At 71.7% G+C, this 15,262-nt stretch carries 9 protein-coding genes; 6 read left to right on the top strand and 3 right to left on the bottom strand.

What is annotated here, in order from left to right; translation table 11 throughout:
• Positions 1-138 precede the first annotated feature (138 nt).
• Genes tsaA through treY form a run of 3 tightly spaced genes read right to left on the bottom strand, consistent with a single transcriptional unit; the run spans position 139 to position 5,970 of the window.
• A complete protein-coding gene (gene tsaA / locus WMF46_RS12970; protein ID WP_437985904.1) occupies positions 139-948 on the bottom strand; it encodes a tRNA (N6-threonylcarbamoyladenosine(37)-N6)-methyltransferase TrmO in 810 nt (269 codons plus the stop codon).
• Complete coding sequence (gene treZ, locus WMF46_RS12965; protein ID WP_437985903.1) at positions 942-2,786, bottom strand: malto-oligosyltrehalose trehalohydrolase; 1,845 nt, start codon at positions 2,784-2,786, stop codon at positions 942-944. The genes tsaA and treZ overlap by 7 nt, the downstream gene beginning before the upstream one ends.
• A gap of 1 nt (position 2,787) precedes the next feature.
• Positions 2,788-5,970: a malto-oligosyltrehalose synthase gene (treY, locus tag WMF46_RS12960; protein ID WP_437985902.1), complete on the bottom strand. Its 3,183-nt coding sequence runs from the start codon at positions 5,968-5,970 to the stop codon at positions 2,788-2,790.
• Between the two features lie 599 nt (positions 5,971-6,569).
• Between treY and WMF46_RS12955 the strand changes: the two genes are divergently transcribed.
• From WMF46_RS12955 to sbnB, 6 genes are all read left to right on the top strand, one after another.
• Entirely contained in the window at positions 6,570-7,634 is a 1,065-nt protein-coding gene (locus tag WMF46_RS12955; protein WP_437985901.1) for a sigma 54-interacting transcriptional regulator, read from the top strand.
• A gap of 132 nt (positions 7,635-7,766) precedes the next feature.
• Positions 7,767-9,740 carry a carbamoyltransferase C-terminal domain-containing protein gene (locus WMF46_RS12950; protein WP_437985900.1) on the top strand — a complete coding sequence of 658 codons (1,974 nt, stop codon included), beginning with the start codon at positions 7,767-7,769 and terminating at the stop codon, positions 9,738-9,740.
• 165 nt (positions 9,741-9,905) lie between these two features.
• Positions 9,906-11,147, top strand: a complete 1,242-nt coding sequence (locus WMF46_RS12945) for an acyl-CoA dehydrogenase family protein (protein WP_437985899.1) — start codon at positions 9,906-9,908, stop codon at positions 11,145-11,147.
• Positions 11,141-13,144, top strand: a complete 2,004-nt coding sequence (locus tag WMF46_RS12940; RefSeq protein ID WP_437985898.1) for a carbamoyltransferase family protein — start codon at positions 11,141-11,143, stop codon at positions 13,142-13,144. The genes WMF46_RS12945 and WMF46_RS12940 overlap by 7 nt, the downstream gene beginning before the upstream one ends.
• Positions 13,145-13,247: 103 nt before the next feature.
• The gene (gene sbnA, locus WMF46_RS12935; protein WP_437985897.1) at positions 13,248-14,213 is read left to right on the top strand and encodes a 2,3-diaminopropionate biosynthesis protein SbnA; all 966 of its coding nucleotides are present in this window, start codon (positions 13,248-13,250) and stop codon (positions 14,211-14,213) included.
• 15 nt (positions 14,214-14,228) lie between these two features.
• Entirely contained in the window at positions 14,229-15,218 is a 990-nt protein-coding gene (sbnB, locus tag WMF46_RS12930) for a 2,3-diaminopropionate biosynthesis protein SbnB (protein WP_437985896.1), read from the top strand.
• The last annotated feature ends 44 nt before the right edge of the window (positions 15,219-15,262 follow it).

Here is a 15,262-nt window from a genome sequence, read left to right as displayed (position 1 = left end):
GTCCGCCTCGAGCGCGTGCTGCAAGCGGCGCGAGCGTGAATCGTCACGCGAGATCCGGGGAATACCAGGCGATCTGCGCGTACCTGGCGAGCGCGAGCAGGCGGCGCGCTGGTCGATCGGCAGCCGCTAACCGCGCCGCTAGCCGCGGCCGAACCGCTCCACGAACCGCCGGTGCGCCTCGAGATCGGGGCCCTCGCCGCCGACGAGCTCCTTCTCGCGGTAGCCTGTCGCCACCGACAGCACGTCGATCCGCCGCCCCTCGGCCCTGAACCGCACCCGCCACGACGTCACGGCGAGGCGCATCGCGTCCCCGTCGGCGCGGATCCGGCGGTAGGGGTGCGGCTGCGGGCCGAGCGCGAGCACGCGTTCGACGCGCTCCCGCAGCGCGAAGCCGTGCGCCTCCTCGATCCACGCGGCCTGCTCGGCGGCGCGCGCGCCCCACGCGACCTCGAAGCCGGGCTCGGGGTCGACAGGCGCCCCGCCGCCCGGCTCCTCCGCGAGCGGCGTGAGCCAGCCGGTGCGCGCGTGCGGGTGGGCGTCCGCGTACGGCACGTAGGGCTTGAGATCGAGCACCGGCGTGCCGTCGACCATGTCCACGCCGCCGACGCGCAGGGTGAGCCCGTCCACCGCGAGGAGCCTCACCGCGCTGAGGCCGATGGGGTTCGGGCGGTGCGGCGAGCGCGTCGACAGCACGCCGCGCCGCTTGCCGGCGCTCCGCGGGGGCAGCACCTTCGGGCGCCAGCCCTCGTTGAGGTGGAACCAGAAGACGACCCAGAGGTAGTCCCACCCCTCGATGTCCGAGAGCGCGTGCTCCAGCCCGAGGCCCGGCACGAGCTCGATGGTCCCCTCCGCGCTGCCCGCGGCGTGGGGCTGCCGCGGCGCGCTCACCTTGTCGGAGAACGGCGTGCGCACCACGCCGATGGGCGTGAACGTGACGGGCTTCAGCATCGCGCCCCGGAGGTATCGGGCACCTCGACGATCAGGACCGACGGCCCCTCGAGCTCCACCCAGCCGCGCTCGATCGGGGGCCGCCGCGCCGCGCCGCCGAACCGCGGCTCCTCGCTGAACGCGAGCGCCCGCGCCTCCGGGCGGCCGAGGTCGAGCGAGAGCGCGCCCCGGAGCGCGCAGAGCGCGATCACCGCGGCCCCGCCGCCGCGGCGCTCGATGCAGATCGCGTCCGGCGTCAGCGCGTCGGCCGAGAAGGCGCCGCGCGCGCGGCTCTGCAGCGCGGGGTGCGAGGCGCGGAGGCGGAGGAGCTCGCGGTACCACGCGAGCACGCCGGCGTGCTCGGGCCGCCGCCGCTCGGCGTGGTCGAGCTTCGAGCGCTGGAACGTCCGCGGATCCTGCGGATCCGGCACCTCCGCGCCCGCGAACGCCGCGAAGTACTGGAACTCGCGCCGGCGGCCCTCGGTCACGAGCCGGCCGAGCTCGGCCTCGTGATCGGTGAAGTACTGGAACGGCGTCCGCGCGTTCCACTCCTGGCCCATGAACAAGAGCGGCGTGTACGGCGTGAGCAGGAGCAGCGCCGACATCGTCCGGAAGGCCGCCGGGCTCACCTTGTCCCCGAGCCGATCGCCGACGGCGCGGTTGCCGATCTGATCGTGGTTCTGGATGCAGTGCACGAAGCGCGGCGGCGGCACCGGATCCGCGGGCGTGCCCCGCGGCTTGCCCGTGTGCTTCGAGATCTGCCCCTCGTAGAGCCACCCCTTGCGGATCGTCGCCGCGATGTCCTCCGCGGTGCCCGTGTGATCCTCGAAGTAGCCGTCGCGATCCCCGGCGAACAGGACGCGCAGCTCGTGGTGGAAGTCGTCGGACCACACCGCGTCGAGGCCGTACCCGCCCTGCTCGACGGGCGTCACGAGGCGCGCGTCGTTGTGGCTGTCCTCGGCGATCACGAGGACGCGCCGCCCCTCGCCGGACGCCCGCGCGCGCTCGCCGATCTCCCGGAGGATGTGGGGATCGGAGTCGTCGACGATCGCGTGGGTCGCGTCGAGGCGGAGGCCGTCGATGTGGAAGTCGCGGATCCACATCTCGACGTTCTCGAGGACGAGCGCGCGGACCTGCTCGGCGCCAGCGCCGTCGTAGTTCACGGCGTCGCCCCAGGGCGTCTCGTGCCGATCGGTGAAGTAGCGCCCCGCGTAGGCGCGGAGGTAGTTCCCGTCGGGGCCGAAGTGGTTGTAGACGCAGTCGAGGATCACGCCGACCCCCGCGGCGTGGGCCGCGTCGACGAGGCGGCGCAGGCCCGCCGGGCCGCCGTAGGCCGCGAGCGGCGCGAAGAGGTCGACCCCGTCGTAGCCCCACCCGCGCTCGCCCGGGAAGCTCGCGACCGGCATGAGCTCGATCGCCGTGATGCCGAGCTCCCGGAGCTCGGCGAGCCGCCCGATGAGCGCGTCGAACGTGCCCTCCGGGGTCGCCGCGCCGACGTGGACCTCGTAGAGGACGAGATCCTCGAGCGCGACGCCCCGCCACCCCGCGTCGGTCCACGCGAACGAGGGGTCAAAGACCGCCGACGGGCCGTGGACCCCGAGCGGCTGCGCGCGGGAGTACGGGTCCGGGAACGGCCCCTCGCCGTCGATCCGCACCTTGTAGAGCGCGCCGGCCCCGAGGCCCGGCGCCGTCGCCTCGAAGTAGCCGCCGCCGGTCGGGGCCGCAGGCAGCGCGCCCGTGACCTCCTGGCCGTCGGCCCCGTAGGTGACGATCTCGATCCGATCGTGGTCGGGCGCCCAGACGCGGAAGCGGACCGCGCCGCCCTCGAGCCACGCGCCCATCGTGCGCATCGCCTTCATGTCACTGGCCTCGCTGCGCCGCCCGCAGGAGCAGGGCGACGGGGAAATCGGAGAGCACGCGGTCGAGCGGGAGCGACGCGCCTTCGCCCGGCTCGGGCGGCGCGTCCGAGCCGCGCGGCGGAGCGGCGGACGGCGACGCCTCGATCTCGGCGCCGGTGAAGAGATCCGTGTAGAGGCCGGGCTCCACCTCGACCGAGGTGCCGGCCCACGCCGCGCCGATCGGCGCGGAGCAGGCGCCGCCGAGCAGCCGCGCGCTGAACCGGGGCGCGACGACGACGATCGAGCGCCCGTCCGGCGCGCGGCGCGCGAAGGAGACGACGTGGGCCTCGCGCTCGCCGATCACGACGCGCGGCACATAGTCCCCGTCGGCCCCGAAGAGCGCCGGGTGGCGCCGGCGCAGCTCGAGCGCGACGTGCGTGACGAACAGCTTGACGCGGCCGTCGCGCGCCTCGGCGCAGAGCTCGCGCGCGAGCGCGCGGCCCCCGCCGCGGGACCGCCAGCGCGCGCTGATCTCCGCGAGCGCCCGCTCGCGCACGGCGTAGTCGACAGGGCGGCGGTTGTCCGGATCGACGAGGCTGAAGTCCCACACCTCGTTGCCCTGGTAGATGTCGGGCACGCCCGGCGAGGTGAGCTTCAGGAGCGTCTGCGAGAGCGAGCCCCACATGCCGTGGTACGCGACAACGCGCGCGAGCGGCAGGAGCGCGCCCAGGACCTCCGCGGACGAGAGCGCCTTTCGGACGAACGCCTCGACGGCGGCGTCGTACTCGGGCTGCGCGTCGATCCAGGACGTGTTGACCTTCGCCTCCTTCGTGGCCTTGCGCATGTAGTCCACGAGGCGGTCGGCGTACGCCGAGAGCGCGTCGCCCTCGGGCGCGCGCGGGTCGGCGGCGGCGCCGAGCAGCGGCTCGATCGGCAGGCTGCCGAGGAGGGTCTGGTAGAAGAGGTACTCCTCGTTGCTGTCCGGCGCGAGGCGGCCCTCGATCTCGGCCTTGAGCGGCGCGGCGGCGGCGGCGGCGCGGTGGAGCGCCTCCTCCCAGGCCGACGACAGCTCCGAGAGCACGCTGATGCGCGCCCGCACGTCCTCGCTCCGCTTCGTGTCGTGCGTCGACGTCGCGAGCATCGAGCACGGCCACGCCCTGTGCCGCTGCACGTTGCCGCGGTGAAACGCGAGGACGCTCGATCCGTAGCGCTCGGGCTCGCCCCCGACCTCGTTCAGCGACACGAGCCGGTTGTAGATGTAGAACGACGTGTCCTCGAGCCCCTTGGCCATCACCGGCCCGGTGAGCTGCTGGAACTTCATCACGAAGTCGCAGAAGAGGTGCCGGTCCTCCTCGGGGAAGAGATCCGTGCCGTCGAGCATGAGGACCGAGCGCACGAACGTGAAGATGGAGGCCTCCATCGTCGGGTTCTGCCGGCGCGCGAGGGCGACGGCGCGGCCGATGGCGACGCGGTCGTGATCGGAGATCGCCGGCGTCCGGTCGTTGATGTAGGTGCGGTAGACCGGGAAGCACGCGATGACCTCGCGCAGCGCCTCGTTGAGCGAGCCCAGGGTGAAGTCGCGGAAGCGGCGGTCGCGCTCGGTGAGGCGGTTCAGGGCGTGGGTGAGCACGTTGAGCTCGCTCGCCAGGGCCGTCCGGAGGATCACCTTCTTCATCGCGTAGACGAGCGCCTCGAACGCCATGCGGCCGCCGATGAACCGCTCGTAGATCGCGGTCATCTGCCCCTCGCTCGAGGCGTCGACGAAGAGCTCGCCCACGAGCGCGGTGAAGTCGTAGCCGCTCGTCCCGTGGACGGGCCAGGCCTCGGGCAGCGTCTCGCCGCGCGCGAGGATCTTCTCGACGACGACGTAGAGCGGCCGCGTGTCCAGCGCGCCGCGCTCCGAGAGGGCCGCGCGGAGGGCCGGCTCCAGCCGGGCGAAGCGGGCTTCGGGGCGGCGGCGCGGGTCGAGGAGGCTCTTCTGCTCGGGCTCGTCCGAGGCCTCGGCGAGGAAGCGGCGCCGGCAGCGCTCGATCAGGTAGCCCTGCTGCAGCTCCTCGAAGTAGCCGATCGGGTCCCAGAGGCCGTCGGGGTGGTCGATGCGCAGCCCCGTGACCTGACCCCGCTCGCAGAGCTCGAAGACGAGGCGGTGCGCCTCGGCGAACACCGGCCGGTGCTCCATCCGGATCGCGGCGAGGTCGTTGATGTCGAAGAACCGGCGGTAGTTGATCTCCTCGGCGGCGGTGCGCCAGAAGCTGAGGCGGTAGGCCTGCTCCTCGAGCAGCGCCTCGATCGGGTCGAAGCTCCGCGGATCGCCCGCCTTGCCGTTGATGCGCAGGACGCCCTCGGCCACCGCCGCCGCGACGTCGGGCGAGTCCGCGACGAGCGACGCGAGCCGCCGCCTGAGGATCTCCTTCTCCCGGCGCCGCTCGATCACCTTGGCCCGCTGCGTCTCGGTCCGCGGCGGCATGTTGCGGAGCCCGGTCAGGATGCTCTGCAGCTCGAGGAGCGCGTCGTTCTCCTCGCCGAGCGCGGCGACGAGCGCGGGCACGAGCGGCCCGATGATCATGCCGTACGTCCGCGGGTTCACCGGGAAGACGTGATCGAAGTACCGGAGGACGAACGCGCCGCTGTCGAACTCGATCTTGAGCTCGCCGCGCTCGAGCACGCGCCCGAAGTGGTCGCCGAGCACGGGGAGCAGCACCTTGTGCTTGAGCTCCGTCTTGAGCGGCGCCCAGTCGATGTCGAAGAACGGCGCGTAGAGCGAGCTCGGACCGTTCTGGAGGACGTCGTTCCACCAGGCGTTGTCGGAGGTGCCGACGCCCATGTGGTTGGGGACGAAGTCGAGCAGGAGGCCCATGCCGCGCGCCGCGAGCTCGCCGGTGAGCCGGTCGAGGTCGGCGCGCTCGCCGATCGCCGGGTTGAGCGCGTTGTGGTCGACGAGATCGTAGCCGTGCATGCTCTCTGGCCGCGCCTTGAAGAACGGCGACGAGTAGAGATCGCTGACGCCGAGGGCGTCGAGGTAGGCGACGACCTGGCGCGCCTGCTCGAAGGTAAAGTCCTTGTTGAGCTGCACGCGGTAGGTGGCGCGCGGCAGCCGAGGCGCCACGCCCTCGCACGCCGCGTCGGCGAGCCGCGCAGCCATCGCCTGCAGGCCAGCGCCGTCCACATGGCCGCTCGTCTGCTGTTCGTCCGACGTTCCGGTCATCCCTCGGTTGCCTCCGGCGGCAGAATCTACTGCGAACGAAGCGATGAGCACCCGCGGATCGGCGCAGCTCGCGCGGCTCCTGTCGTTTCGGCGTGCGGCACGAAGGAATGGCCTGATGCGCCTACGGGGAACGCAGCAGCGCTGGCATCAGGCATGGAGGGGTGACGGGCTCAGCCGCTGTCGGGCGCGCGCCAGGCTCAGCCGTCGTCGAAGGAGTCGCCGTCAGCGCGCTGCGCTTCCCAGGGGAACGCGGAACCCCCTCATCGCCGCCGTTCTCCTTTGCTGTTCCACCCCTTCGTGCATGGCCGCACCGATACCCGACTAGCAAGCGCCGTTCAGGCGGCCGACTGCATGTTTCCGGAGCCGCCCCCGCGGACATCACGGCGCGCGCATTCCTGCTCCGGTGTTCGTTTGCACCGCCCGCGCGCGCTCGTCGCGTGTCCCCTGGAGCCCGCCGTCGAGATGGCTCGGCCGGCGCATGCGCGGCGGCGCGCGGCCGGGGGCGCACGCTCGGGAAACGATATGTTGCCAAATGCCCGTACTCGCGGGCGGAGTGAGACAACAACTGTTTCCGTCATGAAGAATCAGGAGAGGCATTGATGACCAGCTCTTGGAGATTCGTCGCGCACTCGGAGGCGCGGCGCAGGGCGCTCGGGTTCGCCAAACAGGCAGCGTCCGCAGACTGCTCGGTCCTGATCGTCGGGCCGACCGGAGCGGGGAAAGACATCCTCGCGCGCGACATCCATCAGCACAGCAAGCGTTCGAAGCACCGACTCATCACCATCAACTGCGCGGCCCTCACGCAAACGCTGTTCGAGAGCGAGCTGTTCGGCCACGTGCGCGGCGCGTACACGGGGGCGACCGTATCGAAGCGCGGCGTCGTGGAGCTCGCGTCCGGAGGCAGCCTGTTCCTCGACGAGATCGGCGAGCTGCCGGCGGAGGCGCAGGCGAAGCTCCTCCGCTTCCTCGCGGACGGCTCGTTCTGGCCCGTGGGCGGCAGCGAGGAGAAGAGCGTCGACGTCCGCGTCCTCGCCGCCACGAACCGGGACGTCGCCGCCGGTCTCGACAAGACGTTTCGAGCCGACCTGTTCTTCCGGCTCAGCGTGCTCACCATCGTCGTGCCGCCGCCCAGCCGAGAGGACCTGCGCAGCCTCTCGAGGGTCCTCGCCGTGGAGCTCGGCGAGCGCTACCGCACGCTCCTGCCCGCGCGCGAGGTGAGCGCCATCGGCGAGCTCGCGAGCTGCGGAGTGTACAGGGGCAACGTCCGCGAGCTCCGCAACGCCGTCGAGCGGTACTTCCTCGTGCGAGACCCGGAGCGCACCGTCGAGCAAAACTGGCGGGCCGCGTGCGCGCTCGACCTCCTGGCCCAGCAAGGCGCGCCCCCCCACGACGACGCTGCGGCGATATCCCAGATACACCCACAAGAGGTCGAGAAGCTCTACGACCTCCTGTTCCTGACGTGGGCCAGGGAGACGAGGAACGCGCGCGAGCTGTCGCGGCGGATCGATCGCTCGTTGCCGTACGTTTACAGCCGCCTCGCGAAGCTCGGTATCAAGCCGAAGGACCTCCAGAGCGCCGAGATCCTCGAGCGCGCGTCGGCGAGGATCCGCGCCGCGCTCGCCCCCTATCGCTCCACATTTCTCCAGCTTCTTAAAGAATCTTAACAAAACGGATCACCCCCTCCCGAGGGCGCCGCCGGAACCGTCGCGTCGTTCGATGGAACGACCCTTGCGAAACGGCTGAGACGGAACCCGGGAGGGCGGTGGACGTCCCGACCGAGAAGGATGGAGGAGCGCATGCTGACTCTGGGCCTCGCAGGAGGCTTGGATCCCGTCTACGACTGCCGCTACGACTCGCCGCAATTCTTCACGTACGACGCGGCGGCCGTGCTGGTCGAGGACGGGCAGGTGGTGGCCGCCATCGAGGAAGAGCGGCTGAACCGCGTCCGGCGGACGAACAAGTTCCCGTTCGACGCGCTGCGCGCCTGCCTGAGACAGCGAGGCGTCGCGCTCTCGGACGTGGACCGGATCGCCTATTATTCAGGCGAGGAGACGGCCAATCTGCTCGTCGGGCGCCTGCGCGCGGCGTTCCCGGAGCTCGCCGGCGTGCCGGACGCGCGCGGGCTGCTGCACGCGGCCATCCAGCGGGAGATGAGGTGCGCGATCGATCCGGCGCGGCTCGTCTTCGTGCCGCACATGATGACGCACGCGGTGAGCGCCATCGCGGTGTCGGGCTTCGATCAGGCGCTCGTCTACGTCATCGACAACGAGGGCGGGGTCCTCGCCGGGACGTCGGCGAGCGGGAGCCGGTCGTGCCTCACGTCGCTCGCGGCGTTCTCACCGCAGAGGTCGCTCGGCGAGCTGTGCCATCGCACGATCCGCGCGCTCGGATACAGCCCGTTCGAGGAGGCCGAGGCGATGGAGCTCGCCCCGCAAGGCGACCCCGCCGCGCTCCGCGGCGCGATGCGCGATGTGTACAGGCTGCTGCCGGACGGCGACTACGATCTCGCCTTCCAGAACCTCGCGGCCGTGCTCTCGAGGGCGCCGGGCAGGCTGCGCGGCGATCCGGTGGAGCAGGCGCACAAGGACGTGATCGCCGCGCTGGAAGAGGCGATCTCCGAGATCGTGCTCCACGTGCTGCGCCACCACCGCACGAAGAGCGGGCTCCGGCGGCTGTGCCTGGCCGGCGGGGGCGCGCAGATCTGCGCCGTCAACTCGCGCGTCCTCGCGAGCGGCCTGTTCGACGAGGTGTTCGTGCAGCCCGCGGCGCACGACGCGGGCTGCGCCCTCGGGGCCGCGCTCTTCGCGAGCGACGCGCCGCCGCGCCGCGCCCCGCTCGACCACGTGGCCTGGGGCACGGACATCGGGAACGCGGACGCGGTGCTCCCGGCGCTCAGGCGCTGGGGCGCGCTCGTGACGGCCGAGCGCCCGGCCGATCCGGCCCGCGAGGCCGCGGAGCTGATCGCCGGGGGCGCCGCCGTGGGCTGGGCGAACGGCCGCTCGGAGATGGGGCTCGTGGCGCTCGGGCGCCGCGCGATCGTCGCCGATCCGCGGGACGAGCGGCGGCGGGAGGCGCTGAACGAGCTGAAGCGGCGCGCGCCGCACAGGCCGCTGTCGGTCGCGATGCTCGCCGAGGACGCGGCCGAGTGCCTGATGCTGCCGTGCCCGGCCGAGCAGCTGCGCTGGAAGAGCTTCGCCCTCCGCGTGAGGCGCGAGCGCCGCGCGGCGCTCGCCGCGGCGCTGCACGCGGACGGCACGGTCCGCGCGCAGGTGGTGCTGAAGGAGGCGGATCCCCGGCTGTTCGCGCTGCTCTGCGCGTTCAAGGAGATCTCCGGGGTCGGGGCGCTGCTCGCGACGTCGCTCGATCACGGGGCGGAGCCGCCCGCCGAGACCGTCGACGACGTTGTCGCGCTGCTCGTCACCAGCCGCCTCGAGGCCGCCTTCGTGGACGACGTGCTCGTCCGCGGGAAGGCCCCGTCGCTGGAGGCCAGGCTCGCCATGACCGTGGAGATCCCGCGCTCGACCCAGGTGTGCCGCACGCGCGGGTGGCTCGACGGCGCGCGCATCGGCGACGCGTGGGAGCTGCGGACGAGCTACGACCGCGGGATCCGCCGGAAGATCTCGCGCTCCGCGTACGAGGCGCTGGTGAAGGCCGACGGGAGCCGGCCGCTGTCGTCGCTGCTCGACGGCGCGGGGGCCGATGTCGCGGGCGAGCTCTGGGCCCTCTGGACAGAGCGGCTCGTCCGGCTCGCGCCGGCCGAGCGCGGGTGAAGAGCGAACCAGACGCGCATGAAGGGCGCGCGCCGGCCTGACGGACGTGCAGTGAGCGCGCCGGCCGGGCGCACAGGGAAGAGACGACGCGGGCCTGCGTGGCCGCGGGGCTCGGGACACGACGGGTGCAAGGAGAAGAGCGCTGTGAGCTCGGATGACATGACCATGAGCGCTGGACGCAAGGCGCGCCCCAGGATCGACCTCGATCGGCAGACGCAGCTCGCGGCAGAAGCGCTGAAGAAGGCGCTCGCGGACCGGGATCTGCCGGCCTTCTACCGGGTGTTCCGGTCGACGGATCTGCCCTTCTTGGGGCGCATCTACGAGGGAGACGCAGCAGGCCTGTTCCGCGCGTGCGCGCACGTGCTGCACCGGCTCGGGGGGATCTCCCCTGCTGTAGCGCTCGCGGTGGAGAACCATTTCTACGTGACCTCCGCGATAGCCACCTTCCCCATCGCGGACGACGCGCGGCTCGACGCGCGGCGGCGCGCGCTGCTCTCGGAGGTCGTCGAGGGGCGCCGGCTCGTGGCCAACACGAACTCGCGGGTCCACGCGGACCGCGTGAACGCGGTGGGGACGCGGGCGCGAAAGGTGCCCGGAGGCCACGTGGTGAGCGGCGCCGCGTCGTACACGTCCCTCGCGACCGAGGGAGATCTCCTGATCTTCACGACGGCGCTGGAGGAGGGTTTCCCCGCGGTCTTCATGGTGCGGCCGCGGGGCAACCCGGCCGTCGAGATAGGCCCGTACCTGTTCCCGGACGCGATGCTCGACTCCGATACACGCCGGATCGTGTTCCACGATCTCTTCGTGCCGGAGGAGGACCTCCTGCTCGGCGGCCCCGGGCCGGAGGTGGTGCAGCTCCTCCTGTTCGAGATGGTGTGGCACCAGGTGCTGATTCCATCGCTGTACCTCGGCGCCGCGGCGCAGGCGATCGACGAGTCGCGCCGGTTCCTCCGCGCGGTGCGCGGCCGGGACGGGGCGCCGCTCGCCGAGCTGGACGGCATGGTCGTGGATATCGGCCGCCTCGTGATCCGCTACCGCGCCGCGTGCGCGGCGGTCCGCGAGGCGGGCGAGGCGATGGGCACGATCGCCTCCGCGAGGGACCGCGCCGAGCGGCTGCCGGGGCTCTACGAGCTCGCCGGGGCCGCGAAGTACACGGGGACACGGTGCGCCGAGGAGACCGTCGCGGCGGCGCGCGGCATCGTCGGCGCGCGCGCGTACGCGGGGGACGGCGCCCTGGAGCGCCTGTGCAAGGAGGTCGTCTTCGGCCCGCTCGGGCCGGAGGTGAACGCCGTCATCGAGCGCGCCCACGGGCGACGAGCGCTCGGAGAGGGCGAGTTCGACGGCGCGGCGTCGTCGCCGTGGCTCGATGGCGCGATGAGCGCGAGCGGCAAGGAGGAGACATGCTGACGCTGGGCCTTTCCGGCGGGTTGAGCTTCGCCCACGAGGAGATGTACGACATCCCGAAGAGCTTCACGCACGACGGCGCGGCCGTGCTCGTCGACAGCGGGGAGGTCATCGCGGGGGTCGAGGAGGAGCGGCTCAACCGCATCAAGCACTCCAACAAGTTCCCCATCGAGGCGATCCGCTTCTGCCTCGCCCGGGGCGGCGTCGACATCGATCGTGTGGACCGGATCGCGTTCTACGCGAGCGAGGAGTACTGCAATGCGCTCCTCGGGCGGGTGCGGCTCCTGACCGGGGGCGCGCTGCCGCGGATCGACGCGCGCACGCTGCTCGCGGCGAAGCTCGGCCAGGGCATGGGGCGCCCGATCGATCGCGACAAGATCGTGTTCGTGCCGCACCACCAGGCGCACGCGGCGAGCACGTACCTGCTGTCGGGGTACGACGACAGCCTGATCGTGGCGATCGACGGGTCGGGAGACTTCCTGTCCGGCCTCGTGGCCGTGGGCTCGGGCGACAGGATCGACGTGCTGAAGACGATCCCGGAGTCGAAGTCGCTCGGGAACTTCTATGTCTCCGTCATCGCGCTCCTGGGATACGGGGTGTTCGACGAGTACAAGGTGATGGGGCTCGCGCCCTACGGCGATCCGGCGAGGTACCGCGCGCTGATGAGCTCGCTCTACACGCTCTTGCCGGACGGAGATTACGAGATCCACCGCGACCGCGTGGGCGCGCTGGCGCAGGCGATCGAGGTGCGCAGGAAGGGCGGGCCCTTCACCCAGCAGCACCGCGACGTCGCGGCGTCGCTGCAGGAGGCGCTGGAGGCGCTCGCGCTGCACGTGATCCGCCACGAGCGCGAGGCCACGGGCAAGACGCGGCTCTGCCTGGCGGGCGGGGTCGCGCACAACTGCACGATGAACGGGAAGATCCTCTATTCAGGGATGTTCGAGCGCGTCTTCGTGCAGCCGGCGGCGCACGACGCGGGCTGCGCGCTCGGGGCGGCGCTGCACACGACCCTCGCCGCGGGAGCGCTGAAGTCGCGGCGTCGGATCGAGCACGTGTTCTGGGGCAGGGACGTGGGCGGCGAGGCCGAGATCGAGCGCGAGCTCTCGGGGTGGTCCCGCTTCCTCCGCCACGAGCGCGCCGAGGATCTGCCGGGGCGCGTCGCCGAGGTGATCGCCGCCGGGGCCGCCGTCGGCTGGGCGCAGGGAGGATCGGAGTTCGGGCCCCGGGCGCTCGGGCACAGGAGCATCCTGGCCGACCCGAGGCCGGCCGCGAACAAGGACCTCGTGAACGCGATGGTCAAGAAGCGCGAGGCCTACCGGCCGTTCGCGCCGGCCGTCCTCGCGGAGGACGCGCGCGAGTTCTTCGAGCTCCCGCCCGGCGAGGACGAGTTCCCGTTCATGATCTTCGTGCTGAAGGTCCGAGAGGACAAGCGGAGCGTCCTCGGGGCGACGACGCACGTGGACGGCACGGCCCGCGTCCAGACGGTGGCGCGGGGCTCGAACCCGCATTTCTGGGGCGTCCTCAAGGCGTTCAAGGACAAGACGGGCGTGCCGGTGCTGCTCAACACCTCGTTCAACAACAACGTGGAGCCGATCGTCGACTCCGCGCACGACGTGGTAACGAGCTTCCTGACCACCGGGCTCAGCTACCTCGCGATCGGCGGCTTCTTCGTCGAGAAGCGCGCGTGGACGTGGGAGGACGTGGCGACGCTCGCGGTCGACATCCCGAGGCACGTCCGCGTGGACCAGATCCGCCGCTTCGTCGCGATGGATCGCGCGGCCACGGCCTTCGAGCTGCGGAACACGTACGACGCCGGCGTGCGGTCGAGCGTGTCGGCCGACCTTGGCGAGGCGCTGATGCGTGCGGACGGGACGCGCTCTCTGGCCGAGCTGCTCGCGGACGCCGGCGTGGACGAGCCCGCGCGCGCGCAGAGGGCTGCCCAGGAGCTCGAGGGGCTCTGGGCGGAGCGGCTCGTCTCCCTGCGCCCGCGAGGAGCCTAGAGCGGAGAGCGCCTGTCCGTCGTCTCGTGATGACCCTGTGGCGCGAGCGCCCTCGTCCGCTCGCGCGTCGCCTGTCCGTTGTCTTGAGGGTGGTGAAGCTTGCATGCTTAGACAAGAGCAACTCCTGGCGCGGGCGGCCACGCTCGCCAGCATGCTCCGTGAGACGCCGGTCGTGCAGCTCGATCACGAGCGGCTCGAGCTCTCCGTGAAGCTCGAGTACTGCAACGCGGTCGGGAGCATCAAGGACCGCCCCGCGCTCTGGATCCTGAAGACGGCGATCGAGCGCGGCGAGGTCGACCCGCGGACGACGATCGTGGAGTCGTCGTCAGGCAACTTCGCGATCGCGCTCGCCGCGTACGCTCAGCTCCTCGGGCTCGACTACATCCCCGTGATCGATCCCCACATCTCCGCGGTGAACGAGCACGTGCTCCGCTCGCTCTGCGCGAGGGTCGTGAAGGTGGAGGAGCGCGATGACACGGGCGGATTCCTGAAGACGCGGCTCGCCCGGGTGCAGTCGCTCTGCGCCGAGCTCCCCAGCTCTTACTGGCCCAACCAGTACAAGAACCCTGACGGGATGATGGCCCATTTCCACACGACGGGGCGGGAGATCTGCGAGGCGTTCACGGCCCTCGATTTCGTGTTCGTCGCCGTGAGCTCGGCGGGGACGATCGCGGGGCTCTCGCGGCGCCTGAAGGAGCACTTCCAGGGCGTGAAGATCGTCGCGGTGGACGCCGAGGGCTCGGTGATCTTCGGCGGCCCGCCGCGGCCCCGGCGCATCCCGGGGATCGGCGCGGGGGTCGTCCCGGATCTGCTCCGCGAGGCGCTGATCGACGATGTGGTGATCGTGCCCGAGGTCGAGTCGATCGCCGCGTGCCGGACCCTCCTCGACCGCCACAAGCTGCTCGTCGGCGGCTCGACGGGGACTGTCTACGCCGCGATCCAGCGCTATTTCAGCAGGGCGACCGGCCTCGTGAGGCCGAAGGTCCTGTTCCTCTGCGCGGACCGCGGCGTGCCTTATCTGGACACTGTTTACAACCCTGCTTGGGCGTCGCGTTACGCCGAGGGATGAGCGATGCGCTTTGGTGTGGTATCTGGCAATGTCATCCGCCGCCTCATCGAGGAGAGCCCCGAGGAGTGCGTCAAGGCGGTCGAGGACGTGTACCTCGCAGGCCACCGGGGAGAGGTGGTCTGTCCCAACAGCTATTTCCTCCGCTTCCCCGACCGTCCAGACGCGCGGATCATCGCGCTTCCGGCCCACCTCGGCGGTGGTGAGCCCGTGTCTGGGATCAAGTGGATCGCCAGCTATCCGGCGAACATCCGGCGAGGCATCCCCCGGGCGTCGGCGGTGATCGTCCTCAACCGGGCGGACAACGGATATCCGTTCGCGTGCCTCGAGGGCTCGATCATCTCGGCGGCGCGCACCGCGGCGTCGGCGGTCTCGGCCGCGGCGGCGCTCTCCGGGGGGCGGCGCGCGGGCACGCTCGGCATCGTCGGGACGGGGCTCATCGCGCGGTACGTGGTGTCCTTCCTGTCGCGCCTCGGCTGGGAGATCCCCGAGGTGCTCCTGTTCGACACGAACCCCGCGGAGCCGGAGCGGTTCCGCGAGGCCGCCTTCGCGCCGGAGCGGCGCCGCGACGTGCAGGTGGCAAAGGACCTGGAGTCGGTGGTGCGGCGGAGCGATCTCCTCGTCTTCACGACCTCGGCCGCCACGCCGCACGTCCACGATCCGGGCTGGTTCTCGCACGCGCCGGTGGTGCTGCACCTTTCGCTGCGCGACCTGTCGCCGCGCGTCGTCCTCTCCTCGTTCAACGTGGTGGACAGCGTCGAGCACGTGATGAGCGCCGGGACGTCGCTGCACCTCGCAGAGCAGGAGTCCGGCGGGCGCGAGTTCGTGACGGGGACGCTCGCCGAGGTGCTCCTCGGGCAGCGCGCGGCGCCGCGGACGAAGCCGATCGTGTTCTCGCCGTTCGGCATGGGGACGCTCGACCTCGCCGTGGCGAGGTGGGCTTACGCGCGCGCCGAGGCGGCAGGCGACGTGGTGTGGATCGACGACTTCTTCGACATGACGCGCTGACGCCGGGCGGGCTTCGCAGATCGCGACAGGGCGCTGGAGAGATT

The sequence above is a fragment of the Sorangium sp. So ce117 genome, assembly GCF_051524395.1.
Taxonomy (GTDB): domain Bacteria; phylum Myxococcota_A; class Polyangia; order Polyangiales; family Polyangiaceae; genus Sorangium; species Sorangium cellulosum_B.
Note: the sequence above shows the minus strand (reverse complement) of the source record. Positions and strands in the feature narration are given on the sequence as shown.